The sequence below is a fragment of the Brevibacillus migulae genome (genome assembly GCF_004521915.1).
Taxonomy (GTDB): domain Bacteria; phylum Bacillota; class Bacilli; order Brevibacillales; family Brevibacillaceae; genus Brevibacillus_F; species Brevibacillus_F migulae.
The window spans coordinates 112,261-132,354 of the sequence record NZ_SDKD01000002.1; the positions used below are offsets into that span (position 1 = coordinate 112,261).

Sequence of the window (20,094 nt, forward strand, 5' to 3'; positions counted from 1 at the left end):
GGCAGCTTATGAAACGGAAAGTATTGGGCCATGATCTGAAGGGCATTGTCGTACAAAAATTGGCGGATCGCGGAGTGTTACTAACGGATATCGCTCATCTTGTGTATACCATGCAGCTACCTTACAATCCTGACCTTACGATGGATACATGTCTGTCTCATATCGAGGCCGTGCTTGCGAAGCGAGAAATGCAGCACGCCATCCTGATCGGGATCGAATTGGATGAAATGGCGGAAAACAAGTGGCTGAGCGAACCGCTGCAAAGCATTATCGAATCCGATGATCCCTTGTTTGGCTGCGATGAGACATTGGCAGCCGGGGCATGCGCGGGCTACGGCAGTATTGCCTTCACCACGTTTGGTTATTTGGACAAGCAAAAAGTCGGCGTCATTCAAAAATTGGATTCTCGTCCAGCTGAGGAAGTTCATACGTTCCTGGATGATCTGATCGCGGCCATCGCTGCTGCTGCTTGTGGGCGAGTTGCCCATCATGTGCGGGATGATGAAGAGGGCCAATATCTGAAAGAAACGCGTGTTTCCTGAATGGAGGAATTTCTATCAAAGGTATTATTTTGGCGGGCGGGATCGGCTCACGTCTACAACCTTTGACGCACGTGACGACCAAGCATTTGCTGCCGGTTGGCCCATATCCGATGATCTACCACCCACTCTATAAGCTCCGGCAAATCGGGATCCGAAGCATCATGATCGTCACAAGCAGATGGAATGCGGGGGACATGATTCGGGTGCTCGGGAGCGGATCGGAGATGGGAGTCTCGATTACGTATCGGGTACAGGAGGAAGCAGGGGGAATCGCGCAAGCGCTTGCGTTGGCAGAAGATTTTGTGAATGGTGGCCCCGTGGTTGTCCTGCTCGGTGACAATATTTTTTATGATCATCTGGGGCCCTTTACGGAGGCTTTTCGCCAGCAAAAGGAAGGCGCCAAAATTCTGTTGAAGCAGGTGTCCGAACCGGAACGTTACGGCATTGCGGAGCTTGAGAACGGTCAAATCGTCTCATTGGCAGAAAAGCCCTCGAACCCGCGGAGCAACTATGCGGTTACCGGGATTTACATGTATGACTCGTCTGTATTTGATATCATCCGCAAACAAAAGCCATCCAAGCGAGGAGAGCTCGAAATAACAGATGTAAATCGGGAATACCTGAGGCGTCAATCCCTGACCTTTGACTTTTTGCCCAATTGGTGGGTAGATGCGGGAACCCACCAATCCTTATTGGAGGCCAATCGTCTCGCAAGCACGATGGATCTGCAGATTTGACTCGCTTTGTTCTATCACGATGCGAAGAAAACACGAAACAATCATGACAGGAAGCAGAGCAGCCAGCACGCACCTTTGGGAAAATAGGACAAGAGATTGAAACCAGCTGAAGGGGGAGATGTTCGGCCGCATGAACATATCCTGTCAATTGCTCCCATGGCACGATGATTTTCTAGGAGGGGTGGCGGCCATTGCTGCTTCGGGGATTCGGGGTTGCGAGTTCGGATCGCATTGGATCGATCGGTATGATCGTCAGCTCGATGATTTACGCCGGATACTCATGGAACACAATGTAGTGGTATCTGCTGTTTACGCTACAGGCAACTTTCACGCACAACAATATCGCCGGGAAACGTACTTGCACCATGAACGGCTTGGAAAGCGATTAAGCAAGCTGGGAGTATCGACAGTCGTGCTGAGCCCCGGAATCAGATGGCGAGGGATGACGGACGGAGATGATCGTGCCAGGATACTGGAGATGATCCGGGAAATTCATCTGAGGTACCGGCATCAGGGGATACAGACATCGATTCATCCCCACCGCGGAACGGTGATCTTCACCAGGGAAGAGATTGACTACTTTATGGAAAGGCTGCCTGATGACATTGGATTAACACCGGATACCGGGCATCTACTGGCGGCTTCAGTGAACATCTCTTCCCTGCTGAAGACATATGTGGATCGCATGACCGGCATTCATCTGAAAGATGCTGTGAAAGTAAGCGCAGGACGAGTCCAGTTTTGTGAGTGGGGGCAGGGGGAGGTCGATTTGGCGTGGATTATCTCCTTTCTCCGAAATCGCTGTTTCCCTGGATGGCTAACGGTGGAGATAGAACACGAAGTTCAGGATCCGCGAAAAAGCATTGAACAGTGCAAACAGCTATTATTGGGGGAAAATTTCTTCATGTGAAAGATTCCTGCAGGAGGTGAACTGGTGATATGACGCATTCCATCCAATCGGGAGAGATCGACCTGAACAGGGAATATCCGCTTTCGGATCAGTCCATTGAAGCGTATCGCCGAGACGGACATGTTAAGTTGGACAACGTGGCGCTTCCCGAGGAGATCGTTTTTTACCGACCGCACATTCTCCAGGCCGTTCAGGCCATATGCAAGCATGGGGACGGCTTGGAGGAAATCGACTTTGATGCAGAGGGGCGAAAAGAGTCCTTACTGGCAAAAAACACCTGGAAGCAAAGCGAAATCGTACAATCGTTCATTTTCGGCAAGCGATTTGCCCGTATCGCAGCCCAATTGATGGGCGTGGAGCGTGTCCGTTTGTTGGTGGATTATGCAGTGTTCAAAGAACCGGGTGATCGCTTGACCGGTTGGCATCAGGACAGCAACTACATCCCGTTGGACACCGATCATGTGATCACCATGTGGATGCCGTTGGTCCCGTTGACAGAGGAAGCCGGCTCCATGGTGTTTTTCTCCGGCTCCCACCATTATAACCAGCGAAGCGGCGGAGACCATTATCATCTGCGAAAAGCTACCAAATCACGTCTTCCCCAAGTGTCCTATCCTACGATGAGCGCAGGGGATGCCACTTTTCATGCAGGATGGACGCTTCACAGTGCCAATGCGAATACGTCAGCGTATACGAGAGAAGTCATTACGATTCTCTATGTGGCTGATCCGGCCTATGTGCTGGAAAAAAGCGAGCGCTTTTTTCTTGGGGTAAAGCCGGGGGAGCGCTTGCTGGAACCGAATCATCCGCTTCTTTATGAACAAGGAAGAGAGGGGTAGCTGTGAGAAACAAAAAACGGCTTCCCGTTCACCACAATCCTGCTTTTTCCACCGAGTGCTACCATCAGTATCGGTTGAGTATCGTCATGGCTGATCCGCGAAAAATCGGATGGGTTCACAGTCATTTTATCAATCTGAAACTGCTGCCGCCTCCTGTAACTGAGGGATTTCCCATGATCCGTCTTGAAGAGCATCTGGACATATACAAGGAGATTCTCGAGGAGTTTCCGTTGGTGAAATCTGTCGATTGGGTCAGCACGATTCGGAAGGCGATATCGAATCAGCACTATGTCGTCCTTTACTTCAATTGGCGGTATATCCAAGCGTCAAAATATTATGGCCACGCTGCCGATCTGGTACATGAGGCTCTCATCTACGGCTTTGATGATGAACAGCAGGCATTTGAGATGTTGGCTTTTGATGTGGAGGGCAAGGTTTACGGTGCGACCAAGATTAGCTATCAAGATTGCGAGCGTGAGTTGCAGCGCGTCCTGGATACAGAAATGAATGCCCAGCGGTGGTTTGCTTTTTACGGGTTCCCGATCGTAGGAATTCGTCCGCGCGATATGAAAGACAGCGGTCCGGATATGCATTCCATCTATTTTGCCCTGGACCGTGGTGCTGTCCATTCCCGTGACAAAGCTGGGAACACTTTTGCAGTCGGGTTTCCGGTGTCATTAGCGCTTTCCGAATATTTCGAAAGCGAGTGTGAAAGGGGCGGCACCATTCTCGAATCCGAGTTTGCTTTTTGGAACGTGATGGTCTACAAAATGATCCAGCACAACGCAGCGATGAATCGTCGGCTCGATTTTCTCGGCAATATGGACCCAATTTTCGCGGAGCGGATCAAAGGCTTTTATGAAAAGACAAAGAAAGGACTGGCCGTGATCCGTTCGTCATCGCTTCAATATCAACGATCCCGTGATCCCGCATTGCTGCAAGAAATTAGCGGCCTCTTTGCCAAAAATTATGAGGCGGAACGCCGAGCGCATCCGCTTATGAAAGAGGCACTGGTCTTTCATCATCTGAAAAAATACTCCTGATTGGTGGTGTATAACCATGAAGTTAGAAGCGATTGAAGAAACTGTGGTGACGTGTGTCAAAGAAGTACTCCCCGAAGCCGAATTTGATTCCGCCACCCCGTTAGAGGAGGTGGGAATGGATTCGATGAACTATATCCGGCTCGTGGTTGAGCTGGAGGATTCATTTGGGATCGAAATCCAAGACCAGGATATTTCTTTAGACAATTTTGCTACTGTCGCAATGATCAGTCAATTGGTAAGCCGTTACATCCAGCACAACTAGGGGGGAGACCATGGCTGAAGGTACAAAACGGGAGAAAGAACACCTAGCCGCAGAAATCCTTGCGAAAGGGAAGCTGGATTGGCGTTTTCCGGATGAGAACGGCTTCTCCGAACGCAACCTGGATTGTTTCCAGCTTTGCGTAAAGGAAGTATTGCAATGGAAACGAGAGCCTGAACTGATGCAGGTTTTCCTGGGCTCGTTTGACTGTAGGCATAGTGGATTGCTGCTGCGCCGCATGGAACCAACGCTTCAAAAAGGGTGGCGTTTGAACCGGTTCGGTGTTGTGCAAGCAGACCGGATTCAATCCATTATCCGTTCCATTTTCGATGGGGAAGGATACTGCTTGATCTACTACCAGGCATTTACCATGCCATTAAGTAGATACCATCAGCTATATGAAGTGAATCATTGGGCGCTGGTGATCGACGTTGATGATACGCACATCACAATTGTTGATGAGACGGGAACAAGCGAATGGTTCCAGGGCAGTATTGGCCGGATTCCGTGGGAAGTTTTCCTTGCCTCTTGGGAGAAGATGGGGCAAGGGGGACCAGCCTTTCTGACACAGCAGGATGGTGCTTCCTTTACGTGGGATGAAGCGTTTATCCGTTTGGCGGGTGATTCCGTACGGCAGATGACCGTCGATGGCGGCCTCGACAACTTGAAAGCGTTCGTACGGGCGGTAGAGGACGCCCCGCTGCCAAGCCTCATTGCCCGGTTGGATCGCTTGGAGTTTGACATCCATTACTTCCGCAGACTGCGTGAATTATGGCAAACCGCGGTGCAAAAAAAAGCGATCCCCGCATCCTTCGTACGGTCTGGATGGGTGGAGGAACTGACGTACTTATGCAAGGGATGGTCTCTGGTATTAGGCGTCGTGATGAAATGGAAAAAACAGCCGGAGCGGGACTATCGGGACAAGCTGGTTGATTACTTGCATCAAATCGTCAGCATGGAAACATCCTTCTTCAAGGAACTCGAACGAATGGTAGGTGAACAAGAGGCATGTTGAACCGACAAAATGAATGGAAGACGCTGGCCGAAAAGATCGTAGGAGATTCCTTGCAGCTGCAGACAAATGACCGGGTGTTTATCGATCTGATGGGAGAAGCCGACGAGCTCGTGGAAGCCATCATCAAGGAACTCTATCGCATCGGGGCCCAGCCATATCTACGCGTGATGCCAATCCATCATCTGAAGAGCATCATTATGGGATGCTCCAAGGAACAAATCATGCTCTGGACGAAGCAGGAGCTGTACAAATTAAAAAACATGAATGCCTATATCAGCATTCGGACCGATGAAAACATCTTTGAATGGAATGATATCCCTCCGGAGAAATTCGACCTCTATTTGAAGCATTATGCCTATCCGATGACATCAGGGATGGTGGGAACAGGAAAGTACATCATCCTGAAATATCCGACCCCCGGTATGGCCCAGCTTTCCCGCATGAGCCTCGATTCATTTACCAATCTCTATTTTCGCGCGTGCAACATGGACTACCGCCAGCTGGAAGAAGGTGCCCAGGCGCTTGCAGACATTTTGTCACAGACAGATCGCGTCCGTATCGTCGCCCCAGGCACCGATCTTTCTTTCTCGATCAAAGGAATCCCCAACTATTTTTGTAATGGCCAATTCAATTTGCCGGATGGCGAGATATTTACGGCACCCATTCTGGATTCTGTGGAAGGCACGATCGCCTTCAACGTGCCGGCCGTTTTTCTCGGGATGGCTTTTGACCATGTACGCTTCGAATTCAAAGCCGGCAAAATCGTGAACGCCGTCAGCAATGACAATCGAAAGCTGATGGGCATCCTGAAGGCGGATGAAGGGGCAAGCAGACTTGGAGAATTCGGCATCGGCCTGAATCCACATTTGCGTATTCCTGTCAGCAATCTATTGTTTGATGAAAAAATGGCCGGCAGCGTCCACCTGGCAATCGGACACGCCCTCCCGATGGCGGATAACGGAAACGTTTCTTCTGTCCATTGGGATCTGGTGTTATCGCAGCTGGAGGAGCATGGGGGAGGCGAGCTGTATTTTGATGATGTGCTTGTCCGGAAAAATGGTTATTTTGTTTCGGAAGAGCTGTCACATCTAAACCCCTATTAAAGAAGGAGATGCCGATGGCGACGATACTGATCGTAAGTCAACGTATGCTGGGTCATGTGCTTCCGGCGGTAGGTGTGGGGAAGGAACTGAAAAAGCGCGGACATGAGGTATGGTTTTTGGGGAACAAGCTCAATCAAAGTCTGGTGGAATCAGCGGGGTTGGCATTTCACGAGATAGGCTGGGACAAATTTCCGGAGATGTTTATGGAAGAGATGGCCAGCGACATCCTCGCTTTTGTAAAGAAAACGCCTGTCGATTTGGTTCTCTGTGACTCTGCGCAAAGTGCACCCGCTTTCGTGGCTGAAAAAATGGGAATCAAGTGGGCCAGCTTTCAGACGACGGTTCCCTTGCCCGATCATCAAATACCGGGGAATCCTTTGGTCAACCAAAAGATGCGGCGGAAGTATATGAAGGAATTAAATCAAGTCCGCGAAGGGCTAGGCCTTCCTCCACTAGAGGATGATCGCCGCAGCCGTGGTGATTATGCGGGTTTGTCTCCTCACTTGCACCTGGTGATGGTTCTGCCCCACATGGTATCCCCCGATCTCCCCTCACTGCCGCCATCTGCAAGGATTGTTGGACCGTGCGGGCAGCAAGAATCCGCCCCTGCCATCAGAAGGAGGGAAAACCTGCCAAACGAACAAACCACCATCGTCATCTGCGCCTCCTCTTCCCCGCGGATTGAATACCGCCACATTATCGAACGATACAAAATGGCCAGCATCGCGGCATTCGCAGAGCAACCGTGCCGTTTGTTTGTGGCCGAAAATCAGGCATACACCGGAAAGGAAAAGCTGCCAAGCAATGTGTGCTGGAGAACCGATCATCCGAATCATCATGAGCTCATGCCCGTGGCTGATGTGGTGGTAACGCATGGGGGGTGCGGCACACTGCAAACAGCCATGCGGTATGGTGTCCCGATGGTGATTATTCCGCTGGGAGCGGATCATCCACGATTGGCGGAACGCTGTCGGGAGCTTGGAGTGGCAATCGTTATCCCACCGGAAGAAGTTTCCCCAGCGTCCATTCGAGAAGCGGTTCTGACGATCAAGAACAATTCCAGCTTTCAAGCAAAGGCTTTTCAATTAGCGCAGTCGTATGAGGGGATCCGGCCAGATTACATCTGTGCCGTCCATGTAGAAGGATTGTTATCAGCTGGCAGGGGAGGGCAGTCGAATGAGCGTACCGCCGAATCTGGCTCCATTTGATTTGGGTGAGGAATACAGGGTGCCTCACGAGCAGATTGAGCAGTACAAGCGGGATGGTCACATTTATTTACCCCGCGTTCTCATGAAGGAGACGCTCGATTACTTCCGTCCATTTTTTCGCCAGATCATGGATCAACAAAACAAGCATGTGCGGAAGTGGGACGAGCGAGATCCGGAGGGGAAAAAGGAATCGATTACAGTCAAGTATTTGCATCGATACAGCGTAGGCGTGATTCCCTTTATTCTGGCACGCCGCCTAGGAAAAATCGCCGCCGACTTGTTGGAGACCGATTCTGTACGAATGCTTGGCAACTACGGCGTGTATAAGGAGCCCGGTGATAAGAGCACACGCTGGCACCAAGACAATAACCATATTTTTCTGGACACGGATCGCACGCTGACGATCTGGATTCCCCTTACCGACATCACCCGGCATATGGGCACCATGGTATTTCTGTCAGGGTCGCATTCCCTGAATGATCGCGAAAAAGGAGATGTGAAAAATCTGGCACATGCCATACGAAAAGGGTTGCCCGAAGTCAATTACGGAGCCATGCAGGCAGGTGATGTGACAGTACATTCGGGGTGGACTTTGCACACGGCCTTGTCAAACACGAGTGAACAGACAAGAGAGGTTGTCACGCTCATGTATTTCGCGGATGGAGCCAGATTCTTAAGTCACGACAAAATGAAAGAACTTCCTCGATCCATTCATTTAGCACGACCGGAGTTGGAAATAAAAGCTGGCGAGGTCGCCAAAGGGCCGGACTACCCCATAGTCTACCAGCGAATGTGAAGGAGGTGAAAGAAATGGCGCTGTTGGAAAATTGGCAGCAGTTTTTCGAAGAAGATTACCTTTCCGTTGAAGATCATATTCTCCCAAAGACGAGAACGGACTTGGAAGTGGAGCAGATCATCAAGCGATTTCAGCTTCCGTTAGGTGCCCGGATTCTCGATCTTGGCTGCGGAACCGGACGCCTTTCGATCCCCTTGTCGCAGGCGGGCTTCCAAGTGGTTGGCATCGACGGGGCCCCCATCCTCATCAATGCGGCAAAAGCCGCGAATGAACAGGCTGGAGCAGCAGTTGAATTCATTCATCAGGATATGCGCGAGCTGGATCGAGAGGAAGAATTTGATGCGGTGATCAACTTCGGTACCGCTTTTGGCTATTGCGCACATGAGTGGGAGGATCAGGATATTTTGAGGAGAGTGTGGCGTGCCCTCAGGCCAGGCGGTCAATTTTTGATGGATTACGAAAACCGTGAATTGCGGATACAGAGCGCGTTCGGCAAGCGCTGGGAAAAGCTTGGCGGTAAACTTGTCTATGTCCACAGGGAATTCGACTGCGCGACGGGGCACTGGATGGAAAAATTGAGTTGGCTAGAAGGAGCAGATCGTAAGAAAAAGGTTCTCCATCAACGGTTTTATGCGACAACGGAAATGATCCGAATGTGTAGACATGCTGGTTTACATGTGCAAGAGGTCTATGGGGACATTGATTTTTCAAGGCTGGAGGTAAATAGTCCACGTGTGTTGATTTGGGCGAAAAGGGGCGAGGTGGAGTGAGGGAAACTTGGCTGGAATTCTATAACGATCATTTTTTAAGCTATGCCGACAAGATGTATCCCACACAGCGAAGCACTTTCGAACGGGAGCAATTGACGGCCCTATTGAAGAACAGCGGGAAGCGTATCCTGGATGCCGGCTGCGGCTATGGGCGCTTTGCCATCCCGCTCGCAAGCATGGGGTATCAGGTAACAGGAGTGGACGGCTCCTTTCCCATGATCCAGGAGACAAAGAAACGGGCCGCATCGGCAGGAGTTTCCCTGCAGCTGTTCCATCTGGACTTGCGTAACCTGGATTTCCAAGAGGAATTTGATGCCGTGATCAATGTGGGCACCTCATTTGGTTTTTCCTCGGCAGAAGAGCAGGACATGGACATACTCCATCGGTTCTATCGCGCGCTCAAGCCGGGAGGAAAGCTCGTGCTCGAGATTGGAACGAGAGAGGCAAAAGTGTTAGGCTCTTTCGGAAAAAGATGGGAGGACATCGATGGCTTCCCTGTCTATGTGCAACGGGAAATGGATTGTGCTACCGGTGTTTACAGAGAAAAATTATCCTGGATCGAAGGCGGAAAGCGAATCAAAACGCTTGTCCATCGACGTTTGTATACCGCTACAGAGCTAATCCGGATGACCAAGGAAGCAGGATTCGATGTGCTGGATATTTACGGAGGGTTTAGCCTTTGCAAATTGGACGTAACGAGTGAGAGGATGCTGATCCTTTCGGAAAAACCATTGCATGTATAAGCGAAAAAGGAGGAGTCCCGATGTCGGCTTCATTGATTGGACCTGTAGAAAAAGAGCAATATGAAACCCAGGGCTACGTCGTGCTGAAAAACGTGTTTCGGGATACAGAAATCGAAAGAATGAAAATGTTGTACGAGCTGCGCTGGGTTGAGCTGGTCAGCAACCAGGAAATCACTCAGGATCCGAATGCCCCCGTGGCCAGCTTGTTCCCACGCATTTATAACTATGACCGGGAAAATCCTGAGCTGCTCCGCTATGTGCTCGATGATCGGATCATGGACAGTCTGGAAGAGCTGATGGGGGAAGAAGCCCTTTTGATCGCAACCAGCTATTTTTTTAAAGGCCCGGGGATGAAAGGACTTCCTCTGCATCAGGACGATCTGGTTTTTGGCATCGAACCGGGAACCGTTTATTCCGTCTGGTTAAGCCTGGATGACGCGGATCAGGAAAATGGCTGCATGCAATTTGTACCAGGAACGCAGCATCTGAAGACGCTCTTGCCAGAAAAGGATCAACAAAACGACTTATCTTATTTTTCAGATGACGGCAGAGGCATCACAGTGCCGGAAGAGTATCGGGACAGAGTCGTCGATGTGCCAACCGCATCGGGTGACCTTGTGATTTTTAATGGCTATATCATCCATGGCTCATATGACAATAACTCAAGCAATCGATTCCGGAGGGCTCTCCTCATGCAATTTGCTGGTGTACAAACCGAAAAGCTGCTTCCGAATTTCAACAATTTGTTGAATCGGAAAGGGGAAAGGGTCCGCAAACGCTTAAATACGAATCCTTTGATCGTGGGGAATGAAAAATCGGTTTTTTCCGCGAAGGAAGGAAAGTACTTCGATCATACCGGTTGGGTGAAATAAAAGAGGAATCTGGTGAGGTGATCTGGCATGGCAACGCGAATGACAGCAGCAGACAAAGAGTTTCTCGAGAAAGAAGGCTACATCGTCATCAAAGGTGTGTTTTCAAAAGAAGAAGTAGATGAAATCAAACAGGAGTACGAGACACACTGGTTGGAATTGCTGAGTCAAGGAAGGATCCGCCAACGGATGAAACGTCCCTATGAAAGTCTTTACCCGCGTGTTCGCGACCATCACTTGAAGAGCTCCATTGTCTTGAAGCATATTCTTGCCCCCAAGGTGGTTGATATCGCGGAGGAGATTATCGGGGAAGAAGCGCTCGTGGTATCGACAAGCTACTATTTTAAAGGGCCGGGGATGAGCGGGATGCCGATTCATCAAGACAACTCGGCGTTAGGGGTTTATCCGGGTACATCCCTTTCTGTATGGATCAGTCTTGACGATTCTGATGTGGAAAATGGCGGCCTCGTTTTTGCGCCAGGTACTCACAAGCTGGAGCTGCTGCCGCCAAAGGTCATCTCCAAGGATATCAAATTCCAATTCACGGATGAAGGGCAGGAAGTGGAGGTGCCCGATGGATACCGGCTGGTGCATGTGTCCGCGCAAGCTGGCGATCTGGTGATATTCAACGGGAACATTATCCACGGATCGGGTCCCAATGAGACGAAGGATCGATTCAGGAGGGCACTTCTTGTACACTTTGGCGGGATCAGCGTCGAGCGACTGACACTCAACTTCAACCATTTGATCAATAGACAGGGACAGCGTGTGCGAAAAAGACTGAACACCAAGCCAAAGGTGGCTGAGACCCAAGAATCTGTTTTTTCCTATAAAGTGGCAGACTATTATAAAACAACCGGCTGGGAGCACCATAAACGGGATGATTTGACAATCGATGCGCATGCCGAGAACGCATCGCTGGAGGGGAAACCTGCCCCGGATTTTGCCCTTCCTGCTCATGGCGCCACGGGTACCAAGCGTATATCGGATTATCGCGGACAATATGTCATCCTTTATTTCTATCCCCAAGACCATACTCCTCATTGCACCCGTCAAGCATGCTCGTTTCGTGACCATTTCAACGTGTTAACCGAAAAATACGGGGCCCAAATTCTCGGAATCAGTACAGACAGTGTCGAAACCCATGAAGAATTCGCTGCGAAGCATCAGCTCCCTTTCCCTCTTCTGGCCGATACCGATCACAAAGTGGCCGAGATGTACGGGGTCTGGGGAGAAGAAACGTTTCGAGGCAATCGTTTCATGAGCATCAAGAGGTCTACGTTCATCATCAATCCGGATGGAATCGTCGAGAATGCCCTGTATGACGTGAAAGTGAACAAACATGTGGAAGAAGTCATCGCGCTTTTGGAACAAAGCAGAAGGGGGGAGAATTCCCATGAAACCAAAATATCTGAGTGTTGAGCAGCTCGAGCAATTCGACAGGGACGGCTTTATCGTGGTCAAGAATGTCTTTCGCCCAGAAGAGATCAATTTCCTGAAGCGTGCCCACAATCAAGTCTGGTTCGATCTGGTGAAAGAGGGGAAGATCACCCAAAAAGCCGACAACCCGGTGTTCAGTCTCTTTCCGGAGATTCACGAGACATCGCGTAAAAACGCGGATATTTTTTCCTTCATGATCGATGACCGAATCTTTGATATCTTGCATGAAGTATTAGAAGAGGAAGCCTTAATTGTCGGCAATACTTACTTTACAAAGCCTCCCGGTGCACCCGCTCTCCGCTTGCACCAGGATAACTACGATGTCGGCTCCTATCCGCAGACCTCGTGCGCTTTTTGGATCAGTATCGACCACTCTCACCCGGGGAACGGTGGCCTTCATTTCATCCCCAAGAGCCACAAATACGGATTCCTTCATATTGATGTGCCGTTAGCAGAGATATGCAGTCACCTGTCAAAGCAAGTCAAGGAAAAGTTCCACGAAGAGCAAGACTTTGAGATAGTCGATACGTATACCGAACCGGGCGACGTCATCGTGCTGAATGGCAATGTGGTTCACGGCTCCTACGATAATGGCACATCAGGAGAATTCCGCCGCTCCTTCGCGCTTCAATGCGCAGGGGTCAGTGCTGAAAAAATCTTCATGTACAACGAGAGTCTGACGAATCGCAGGGGAGAAACCGTACGCCGCAGATTAAACAAGCACCACGTCAAAATGAGAGATTCCATTTACCAATAGCCACTGGACAAACGCGAGAGGAGCTTGTCATGAAAGACGGATACTATTTGGCAGCGTACCTGCATTACGGTGAAATGGAGCATCTGCTGTACACCAACCTTATGCGACACGACCAGAATGTTGCGCTTTTTCAGAAGACAGGGAGTCAGGTAGAGCTGGTCCGGTACTGGGAGCTGGAAAGGTTCACGGGAATCAAGCACCATGACATTTCCCTGTTGAATCAAAAGCAAGCGACCATGCTGTTGGAGACGTTACTGGCTCCTTTAGAGCTGACCTTGGATGATATGGTGGAAATTTGGGGAACGCCTGGGCTTCAGACTGTCGATGACTATCATTCTCTAGCAAGATACCCAGACGTGACGTATCACAGTATCGCTCACCTGTTTTCCGCAGTCATGCTGGATTCAGAAATTTTCCATAATGAAAAAATGATTGGCCTTGCAGTCGATGAGGCGCCAGACATTACGATCGATCGGCACGCGAGAAACAAGCCTTTTTATACCGGGTGTTTTGTTGATCGGGGGAAAATCGATATCTTTCCGGTATCTTCCCCAGGCTATCTCTGGAATTGGGCTTCTATCCGATATGGGATGGAACCCGGATCACTGATGGCTCTCGCCACTGCCAGCACCAGCGAAGCTTTTTGGGAAACTGAACCAGAGGGGCTGACGATTCTCAACAACAAATATGATGAGCAAATCGAACGTGCGCTGGATGAGCTGAAGCGGGTGGAAGGGTTCACGCAAGCGGATGAGGGACAGTTATGCAATCGATTTGATCCGCTTTTTAGCGAGCGTGAAAACAAGATCAGCATGATCATGAAACGGATTCAAGCCATTTCGATCAAAATGATGGAACAGAATATCGATCATATGTTGGACACCTACCAAGTCGACCCACAAAGCACCTACCTTGCGTTAGCAGGAGGCTATGCCTTGAATTGTCCGACAAACAGCCATTTGATGCAGCGCTATCGGTTCAAGGGCTTTCTGGCACCACCCTGCACGAATGATTCCGGGATGTCTCTGGGCATCGGGCTCTACGCTTTCTTTGAAAAGATGAAGGGAAATCCATTCCGCTTCCGTCTTGTCAATGCCTATGCCGGTCAGGACGATACGGGTATCGGCAGAATTTTGGAAAGTCCAGAGTTTCAGCCATTCATCAAACAAATAGAGCCGCTAGATTTCGAAAAAGTAGCGGCAGACATCGAAGAATCTCCGATCGTATGGTTTAACGGAGCAGCTGAGATCGGGCCGCGTGCGCTGGGGAACAGATCCATATTGGGTGATCCGCGTAAGGAAGATACGAAAAGACAGTTAAATGACATGAAACAAAGACAATGGTGGCGGCCGGTTGCGCCGATTGTCCTGGAAGAAGATGCTGCGGAATGGTTTGAACACGCATACCCTTCGCCGTATATGCTGCATACGTTTACGATTCAACCGGAAAAGCGAGACCTGATTCCAGCAGTTGCCCATATTGATTACACCGCACGAGTGCAAACCGTAAACGTGGAAGAGAACGAGGCCATCTATAAGATCCTGACATGTCTGAAAAAGAGAACCGGGGTTCCGGTGATCTGCAACACATCCCTCAATGACAAGGGAGAGCCGATCATTAACCGGATGGAGGAAGCCCTTAACTTTGCCCTTCGGAAAGGAATTCGGGTCATCTATCTCAACGGGACGAGATTGGAGCTGCATCGCCATGAGGAATATGGAAGGGAACGGCCATATCCGCGTCCCGTACGCACGGATATCCTGACCGAGCAAGAAAAGGAAGACTTATGGTTGAAGCTGAATCCGCATCTCATCCCGAAAGAGCTTCTACGGTATGGAAAAGTTTTCGAGGAACGCTATCCAGACAAACGATATGATCTTACGGATGAAAGGGATGCTCGACGATATGTGAAGGAAATGAAGCTATTCCTCCAACTCTACCAGCATCGATTGGTGGAGAACATGAAGCTGCAGTAAATCCCTGGCCGATGTGTCGGATTCAAGTAAAGGGAGTTGACTGGATTGAAAGAGTACGTCTGCTTAGACTTGCAGCCCTATGTAAACAATCGGGGTATCACGAGCCTTGAGGAGTGCCACAATGGCGCTTTGAGCCAGGGAGGGTCCTCATTGCCGCTCGAGCAGCTTCCAGAGACCAGTCCTTTTGTCATTGACTCCGTACCTTTCATTTGGAGCAAGACAGAAAGGTACGACAATATCGAATTGGCTGGACAAGCCATCACGCTCGAGCCGATGGAGGTATGCGGCATTCACATTCTCGGCGTTTCCAACAACGGCAATTATTTCGATCGAATCGCCTTTTTACGCAATGGGGCGGTCGTCCACCGTGATTTTCTCTTTTTCTCCGATTTCATATCGCCGACTGCCATGTTCCGGGAGCGTTGTGCGCTGCAAATGGACTATGCGCATACGCGTGTCGGAAAGTATGACGCCGTGCAGCCAAAGATCTGGATGGATCATCTTTCATTCCAGAAACCTTGTGAGATTGACACGATTTGCTTGGAAGACAATGTCGCCATGCACATTTTTGCGATAACCTTGCTGGGACAGAAACGTGGGTGATCCTATGGATTTTACGATCTACTATAATCCGTACCATAACTGCAGAAACATGACAATCAGCGCGATGGTGATGCGATTGGGAGCAACCTTGGAGTATCTTTTCGGTCAAGCGGGCTTGTTTTATAAAGAGGAGAAAAATGGAGTGTTCATTACTCCGTATTACCGCTCCCTTGAGAGTGAATTCGCCCGATCGCACGGAATCTTCTTCCACGAGGACAAAATCACGGATGCCAATCAATTCATCACCCATCTGCGCCGTCTAGTTGAGAAAAAACATACGGTGGCAGTGATGCTGGATATTTATGAGCTTCCTTATAGCATCTACTATCGGGATAACCACGATTACCATGACATTGAAATCGTAGCATTGGAAGAAGAGCGATTTGTCATTTGTGATCATCATTTTCAGTATTATGGCGTGGTGGATGCTGATGTCATTCAAAAAGCCTCCCTCTCTTTGGTCCATCATCTTGGGATTGATGCCTGTACCTCTTACTACTTTACTCGACCACGAGACTACACCTATCACAAAGATGATTTTATTCGCGTCCTTTCGGAAAACTGCCAAGCGATGAAGGGGAAGGCGATTGATTACCTGGTACAAGAAGCCGCCGGGGCCTATATCGGATTGCAGGCATTGGAACCGATGAAAATACGGATCACAGAGTTCCTGACAAGGAATGACCAAAGGCAAGCGGCGTTTCTGTACGAGCTCTATAAGATGGTCAAGGAAATCTCACATTCCCGCCACCATTTTCACTTGTTTCTGAAAGCATTCGACCAGGAGGAAATCGCTTTTGATTTCCTCGAAGCAGCCCAGCACTGGGCAGTCATCACCAATCTCCTCATGCGCGCCTACATAACGGGAGGGTATAACGACGTGACCGATCGCGTAGAGCGTCGCTTTGACAAGCTGATTGAAAAAGAGATGCAAAACCTCGACAACATGGCAAGATTGCTAGCTGCTTTGACAAGTGATTCGAACAAGAAAAAACGATATGCAAGCAAAGAGCAAAGAGTGCAACATAAGAAGGCTTTGCTACCATGAAGCTAGAAAGGCTGGATGGTCCCGAGAGAATATCCCTACAGGAGGGATCGATTGTGTCCGCTTATATATGCTTGGATTTAACTCCGTATGTGAATAACAGGGGGATGACGGCCATCACGGACTATGAAAAAGGTACGCTGAGTGAGGGGAAATCATCCTTTCCCATGGAATTGCTACCCACCAATAAGCCTTTCCTGATTCATGATATCCCTTTTGCATGGAGCAAGACAGAGGAGCACGACAACATTGAATTGACGGGACAAACGCTCTCCTTTGAGGCGACAGAGGTCAAAGAAATATATATCCTCGGCGTGTCAAGCAATGGGGACTATTTTGACCAGATCTCATTTCTGCATGATGGCCAGGAAGTTTGCCGTGAATATCTTTATCTGTCTGATTTTGCAGCGACTACCGCCAGTTTCCGTGACCGTCAGGCGCTGGTCACGGATTATCTTCATACGCGAACAGGCAAATATGAGCTTGTTCAGCCACGAATGTGGTTGGAACAGATCCCCTTTGCTTCTCCTTGTCTCATCAATCAAATTCGCCTGGAGGATAACCCTGCGATGCACATCTTTGCCATCACGTTAGCAGGACAGAAACGGGGGGGCACTGATGGAATTTACGATCTATCATAACCCGTATCATAACTGTAGGAATATGACAGTCAGTGCGATGGTGAAAAGACTGGGGATCTCCTTGGATTATATTTGGGGGCAGGCAGGATTATCTTTCAAAGAGGAACATCAGGACATCACAATTACACCCTATTATCGGTCTATGGAAAGTGACTTCTCGCAGTCTCACGGGATTGTCACCCATGAAGACAATATTGCCGATTCCTATGAATTTCTCCATCATTTGATAGGGCTTGTTCAAGCGAACCATACAGTCGCGGTTATGGTTGATGTTTTCGAAATGCCGTACTGCATCTATTACCAGCTGCACCATGAAATTCATGACGTAGAGATTGTGGGGATGGACGGGAAGCATTTTGTGATCTGTGATCACTATTACCACTATTATGGGACGATCGAAATCGAACAAATACGAAAAGCAGCTTCCGCCAGCATCGACCAACTTGGATTTGAATCCTGTACCGCTTATTACTTCACAATATCCCGGACGAGTCATTTTACCTACAGCGAGATGGATTTCACAAGAGTCGCTGCCGAGAATTACCACGTAATGTCTGGAAAGCCCATCGGTTTTCTCAAGGAACAAACCCGGGGCCTGCATATCGGTCTCTTTGCCCTTGCTCCCATGAAACAACGGATTACCGAGTTTCTTTACGTCAATGATCAAACTGACCCTGGATATCTGTACAACCTCTATAAGATGGTGAAAGAAGTCTGCAATTCCCGACATCACTTCCACGTGTTTCTGCAAGCCTTCGATCAAAAGGAGCTGGCTTTCGACTATCGAGTTGCGGCTCAGCACTGGGGCGTTATCGCCAATCTCATGGTTCGGGCATATTTGTCCAAAAACTATATCGGCATGGCCCCCCGTGTTGAGCTTCGCTTTCGAAAAGCAACGGAGAAAGAGACAGAAAATACGGAAAAATTACAAGCGATGTTGATGTAAGCGTCCGTTTTCTTGGAAAGGGGGTGATGTTCATGTCCAAACAACTCTAATCAATGAGCAAATGGAGTGATACATGTCCTTGCGTGGAAAGGGGGAGAGCTGGATGAAAGTATTATAATCAAACGGAAAGGAGGGAGCCATAGAGGCCCCTCCTTTATTACGAAAACAGGGAAGCGTATTAGTAGCTGGCTTCAATCGAAGTTTTTAGCACAGGAGAGCTATGATTTGTCAGTTCCGTTTCCAAGCGGGAAAATATCACCTCAAGATGAGCCGTATCTTCTATCGTAAATAGATAAGGGAGCACGAAATGACGGACACCCGCTGCAACATACTTTCGCAGATAGGAAAGAACCTGATCATAGCTTCCCATGACGAGAGAAGCTCCCCAACTAGGATACAAGATCGCTTTCTCTTCCTCTAATAATGATGTCGATTGACCGAGAATGGATCGGGCGATTCGCTTCAGCTTGAGTTCTTCAAGCTGGTGTGCCTCGGCTATCGCGAACGCTTCCTGCTCGGTTGGCCGAGCGATGATCTTCATCTTGACTGCGTACTGACAAGAGGAGCTTGCTAATGGCTGAATAAAATGCTCTTGAAAATGTGAAAACGTTTTGGGTAATGTAATCGCGATATCAGCAGCATGATCGATTGCCTGAATGCTGGCTTTGGAGGGAACGATCAGCGGCACAAATACTTGCGGCATGTATGCTTCGGGTATGGCCGCATGCAGAACGAGCTCCTTGTATCGATAGTATTGGCCTTGAAAGGTCAAAGGTTCGTTTGATGTGAGCAATGAACGCAATATGGTCGTATATTCGATGAGACGGGCAAAGCGTTCTTCTTTCGTAAGTGTGTTGCCCATTTGTTCCAAATCGTCGGGAAGACCGCCTGTTATCATGTTCACATCGACTTTTCTCCCATACAAGCGGTAAATCGAATGAATCATCATGGCGGCAGTCGCGGGTTCCATCGTATACGGCTGCAAAGCGATTAATGGAACGTGGTGTTTGGTATGCTGGATCATTTTCGTGGCGATCATCCACGGATCCAAGGATGTATGATGAAAGTAGACAAGCGATCCACCAACCCGTGTGTTCTCGAGGGTTTGAATATGCCGGATAGAGCGCTCCACCACATCTTTTTCCTCATTTTTAGCATGTGGAAATTCCCAGTAAGCATGAATCTTGTTCATCATCGTTACCCCCACCTTTTGAAAAATTGACAGAAGCTCTTACTCTCTCAAAAGGATATACCGGGGGAAAGTGCCTTCTCTCATTGTTTTTTGCGGAATGGCAGGAGAATCTTTCAAATTTCCATTTGGTAAAGTTTGGTTGAATATGCTGATCGATGTCAGGTAAAATGCTAGTTAGGAAGAATGATGGTTGCCTGACTGATTTGATTGAATGAAAACGAATCAATGAGAGGAGCTAATCTATGAGCACAGTGCAAATTACGAGTATCCCTTGCGTTCATCTTCCTGTTACGGATGTAGAAAGAGCGATTACCTGGTGGCAGGAGAATTTTGGACTGGAATTCGGTTGGCCATACGAGAAAGGATCCGGCATGGCCGAATTACGCACGGAGAACGGCCAATGGATTTTTCTGTTTGAAGTAAAGGAAATCAGGAACAATAACCGGTACACCAAGGGTGCTTTGCCCAATTCGGATGATGATCAGCTTTTTTCCTTTACGATGAATGCGAAGGATGTTACTGCACTTTACCATACGCTTAGAGAAAAGGGGGTCAAAGTGGGCCGGCTGGAAGAGCGCGGAGGCGGTCACGCCTTTGACTGTTACGACCCTGATCATAATAAATTCAATATTTGGGGTGGGGAATGGAAAGAATAAAGCG

Annotated in this window: 22 protein-coding genes; 21 read left to right on the forward strand and 1 reads right to left on the reverse strand. The window is 49.1% G+C overall.

Annotation, left to right across the window (positions count from 1 at the left end):
* Positions 1-8 precede the first annotated feature (8 nt).
* The 20 genes from EIZ37_RS02635 to EIZ37_RS02735 all read left to right on the forward strand — a co-directional run bounded on the left by EIZ37_RS02635 (position 9) and on the right by EIZ37_RS02735 (position 18,242).
* Positions 9-542, forward strand: coding sequence for a phosphatidylglycerophosphatase A family protein (locus EIZ37_RS02635; protein ID WP_134683007.1), 534 nt, complete (start codon positions 9-11; stop codon positions 540-542).
* Positions 543-556: 14 nt separating this feature from the next.
* The gene (locus EIZ37_RS02640; RefSeq protein WP_134683008.1) at positions 557-1,279 is read left to right on the forward strand and encodes a sugar phosphate nucleotidyltransferase; all 723 of its coding nucleotides are present in this window, start codon (positions 557-559) and stop codon (positions 1,277-1,279) included.
* A gap of 130 nt (positions 1,280-1,409) precedes the next feature.
* Positions 1,410-2,189 carry a sugar phosphate isomerase/epimerase family protein gene (locus tag EIZ37_RS02645; protein ID WP_167568639.1) on the forward strand — a complete coding sequence of 260 codons (780 nt, stop codon included), beginning with the start codon at positions 1,410-1,412 and terminating at the stop codon, positions 2,187-2,189.
* 29 nt (positions 2,190-2,218) lie between these two features.
* Positions 2,219-3,028 carry a phytanoyl-CoA dioxygenase family protein gene (locus tag EIZ37_RS02650; RefSeq protein ID WP_134683010.1) on the forward strand — a complete coding sequence of 270 codons (810 nt, stop codon included), beginning with the start codon at positions 2,219-2,221 and terminating at the stop codon, positions 3,026-3,028.
* A 2-nt stretch (positions 3,029-3,030) separates the two neighbouring features.
* Positions 3,031-4,071: a hypothetical protein gene (locus EIZ37_RS02655; RefSeq protein WP_134683011.1), complete on the forward strand. Its 1,041-nt coding sequence runs from the start codon at positions 3,031-3,033 to the stop codon at positions 4,069-4,071.
* Between the two features lie 16 nt (positions 4,072-4,087).
* Complete coding sequence (locus EIZ37_RS02660) at positions 4,088-4,333, forward strand: acyl carrier protein (protein ID WP_134683012.1); 246 nt, start codon at positions 4,088-4,090, stop codon at positions 4,331-4,333.
* Between the two features lie 10 nt (positions 4,334-4,343).
* On the forward strand, positions 4,344-5,345 hold the full coding sequence (locus EIZ37_RS02665; protein WP_134683013.1) for a hypothetical protein: 1,002 nt from the start codon (positions 4,344-4,346) through the stop codon (positions 5,343-5,345).
* Positions 5,339-6,448 carry an aminopeptidase gene (locus EIZ37_RS02670; protein WP_134683014.1) on the forward strand — a complete coding sequence of 370 codons (1,110 nt, stop codon included), beginning with the start codon at positions 5,339-5,341 and terminating at the stop codon, positions 6,446-6,448. Before EIZ37_RS02665 ends, EIZ37_RS02670 begins: the two co-directional genes overlap by 7 nt.
* Positions 6,449-6,462: 14 nt before the next feature.
* Positions 6,463-7,656, forward strand: a complete 1,194-nt coding sequence (locus EIZ37_RS02675; RefSeq protein WP_167568641.1) for a glycosyltransferase — start codon at positions 6,463-6,465, stop codon at positions 7,654-7,656.
* Entirely contained in the window at positions 7,625-8,452 is an 828-nt protein-coding gene (locus tag EIZ37_RS02680; protein ID WP_134683016.1) for a phytanoyl-CoA dioxygenase family protein, read from the forward strand. Before EIZ37_RS02675 ends, EIZ37_RS02680 begins: the two co-directional genes overlap by 32 nt.
* 14 nt (positions 8,453-8,466) lie before the next feature.
* Positions 8,467-9,222: a class I SAM-dependent methyltransferase gene (locus tag EIZ37_RS02685; RefSeq protein ID WP_134683017.1), complete on the forward strand. Its 756-nt coding sequence runs from the start codon at positions 8,467-8,469 to the stop codon at positions 9,220-9,222.
* Positions 9,219-9,965 carry a class I SAM-dependent methyltransferase gene (locus EIZ37_RS02690; RefSeq protein ID WP_134683018.1) on the forward strand — a complete coding sequence of 249 codons (747 nt, stop codon included), beginning with the start codon at positions 9,219-9,221 and terminating at the stop codon, positions 9,963-9,965. The genes EIZ37_RS02685 and EIZ37_RS02690 overlap by 4 nt, the downstream gene beginning before the upstream one ends.
* 20 nt (positions 9,966-9,985) lie before the next feature.
* Positions 9,986-10,837, forward strand: a complete 852-nt coding sequence (locus EIZ37_RS02695) for a phytanoyl-CoA dioxygenase family protein (protein WP_134683019.1) — start codon at positions 9,986-9,988, stop codon at positions 10,835-10,837.
* A gap of 27 nt (positions 10,838-10,864) precedes the next feature.
* Entirely contained in the window at positions 10,865-12,256 is a 1,392-nt protein-coding gene (locus EIZ37_RS26615) for a redoxin domain-containing protein (protein WP_328591339.1), read from the forward strand.
* The gene (locus tag EIZ37_RS02710) at positions 12,231-13,031 is read left to right on the forward strand and encodes a phytanoyl-CoA dioxygenase family protein (protein WP_167568643.1); all 801 of its coding nucleotides are present in this window, start codon (positions 12,231-12,233) and stop codon (positions 13,029-13,031) included. Before EIZ37_RS26615 ends, EIZ37_RS02710 begins: the two co-directional genes overlap by 26 nt.
* 29 nt (positions 13,032-13,060) lie before the next feature.
* Positions 13,061-15,007, forward strand: a complete 1,947-nt coding sequence (locus tag EIZ37_RS02715) for a carbamoyltransferase C-terminal domain-containing protein (protein ID WP_134683021.1) — start codon at positions 13,061-13,063, stop codon at positions 15,005-15,007.
* Positions 15,008-15,052: 45 nt separating this feature from the next.
* Complete coding sequence (locus EIZ37_RS02720) at positions 15,053-15,610, forward strand: hypothetical protein (protein WP_134683022.1); 558 nt, start codon at positions 15,053-15,055, stop codon at positions 15,608-15,610.
* 4 nt (positions 15,611-15,614) lie between these two features.
* Positions 15,615-16,658, forward strand: a complete 1,044-nt coding sequence (locus tag EIZ37_RS02725) for a BtrH N-terminal domain-containing protein (protein WP_134683023.1) — start codon at positions 15,615-15,617, stop codon at positions 16,656-16,658.
* A 53-nt stretch (positions 16,659-16,711) separates the two neighbouring features.
* Positions 16,712-17,296 carry a hypothetical protein gene (locus tag EIZ37_RS02730; protein WP_134683024.1) on the forward strand — a complete coding sequence of 195 codons (585 nt, stop codon included), beginning with the start codon at positions 16,712-16,714 and terminating at the stop codon, positions 17,294-17,296.
* A complete protein-coding gene (locus EIZ37_RS02735) occupies positions 17,274-18,242 on the forward strand; it encodes a BtrH N-terminal domain-containing protein (RefSeq protein ID WP_134683025.1) in 969 nt (322 codons plus the stop codon). Before EIZ37_RS02730 ends, EIZ37_RS02735 begins: the two co-directional genes overlap by 23 nt.
* A gap of 178 nt (positions 18,243-18,420) precedes the next feature.
* On the opposite strand, the gene EIZ37_RS02740 is transcribed toward EIZ37_RS02735, so the two are convergent.
* Complete coding sequence (locus EIZ37_RS02740; protein ID WP_134683026.1) at positions 18,421-19,437, reverse strand: LLM class flavin-dependent oxidoreductase; 1,017 nt, start codon at positions 19,435-19,437, stop codon at positions 18,421-18,423.
* Positions 19,438-19,676: 239 nt separating this feature from the next.
* Between EIZ37_RS02740 and EIZ37_RS02745 the strand changes: the two genes are divergently transcribed.
* Positions 19,677-20,090, forward strand: coding sequence for a VOC family protein (locus EIZ37_RS02745; protein ID WP_134683027.1), 414 nt, complete (start codon positions 19,677-19,679; stop codon positions 20,088-20,090).
* The last annotated feature ends 4 nt before the right edge of the window (positions 20,091-20,094 follow it).

Excerpts from the sequence above, each read along its gene's own strand:
- EIZ37_RS02635 (WP_134683007.1), top strand. The coding sequence starts at position 9 with ATGAAACGGAAAGTATTGGGCCATGATCTGAAGGGCATTGTCGTACAA.
- EIZ37_RS02645 (WP_167568639.1), top strand. The coding sequence starts at position 1,410 with ATGAACATATCCTGTCAATTGCTCCCATGGCACGATGATTTTCTAGGA.
- EIZ37_RS02650 (WP_134683010.1), top strand. The coding sequence starts at position 2,219 with ATGACGCATTCCATCCAATCGGGAGAGATCGACCTGAACAGGGAATAT.
- EIZ37_RS02660 (WP_134683012.1), top strand. The coding sequence starts at position 4,088 with ATGAAGTTAGAAGCGATTGAAGAAACTGTGGTGACGTGTGTCAAAGAA.
- EIZ37_RS02665 (WP_134683013.1), top strand. The coding sequence starts at position 4,344 with ATGGCTGAAGGTACAAAACGGGAGAAAGAACACCTAGCCGCAGAAATC.
- EIZ37_RS02670 (WP_134683014.1), top strand. The coding sequence starts at position 5,339 with ATGTTGAACCGACAAAATGAATGGAAGACGCTGGCCGAAAAGATCGTA.
- EIZ37_RS02675 (WP_167568641.1), top strand. The coding sequence starts at position 6,463 with ATGGCGACGATACTGATCGTAAGTCAACGTATGCTGGGTCATGTGCTT.
- EIZ37_RS02680 (WP_134683016.1), top strand. The coding sequence starts at position 7,625 with ATGAGCGTACCGCCGAATCTGGCTCCATTTGATTTGGGTGAGGAATAC.
- EIZ37_RS02685 (WP_134683017.1), top strand. The coding sequence starts at position 8,467 with ATGGCGCTGTTGGAAAATTGGCAGCAGTTTTTCGAAGAAGATTACCTT.
- EIZ37_RS02695 (WP_134683019.1), top strand. The coding sequence starts at position 9,986 with ATGTCGGCTTCATTGATTGGACCTGTAGAAAAAGAGCAATATGAAACC.
- EIZ37_RS26615 (WP_328591339.1), top strand. The coding sequence starts at position 10,865 with ATGGCAACGCGAATGACAGCAGCAGACAAAGAGTTTCTCGAGAAAGAA.
- EIZ37_RS02710 (WP_167568643.1), top strand. The coding sequence starts at position 12,231 with ATGAAACCAAAATATCTGAGTGTTGAGCAGCTCGAGCAATTCGACAGG.
- EIZ37_RS02715 (WP_134683021.1), top strand. The coding sequence starts at position 13,061 with ATGAAAGACGGATACTATTTGGCAGCGTACCTGCATTACGGTGAAATG.
- EIZ37_RS02725 (WP_134683023.1), top strand. The coding sequence starts at position 15,615 with ATGGATTTTACGATCTACTATAATCCGTACCATAACTGCAGAAACATG.
- EIZ37_RS02735 (WP_134683025.1), top strand. The coding sequence starts at position 17,274 with ATGGAATTTACGATCTATCATAACCCGTATCATAACTGTAGGAATATG.
- EIZ37_RS02740 (WP_134683026.1), bottom strand. The coding sequence starts at position 19,437 with ATGATGAACAAGATTCATGCTTACTGGGAATTTCCACATGCTAAAAAT.
- EIZ37_RS02745 (WP_134683027.1), top strand. The coding sequence starts at position 19,677 with ATGAGCACAGTGCAAATTACGAGTATCCCTTGCGTTCATCTTCCTGTT.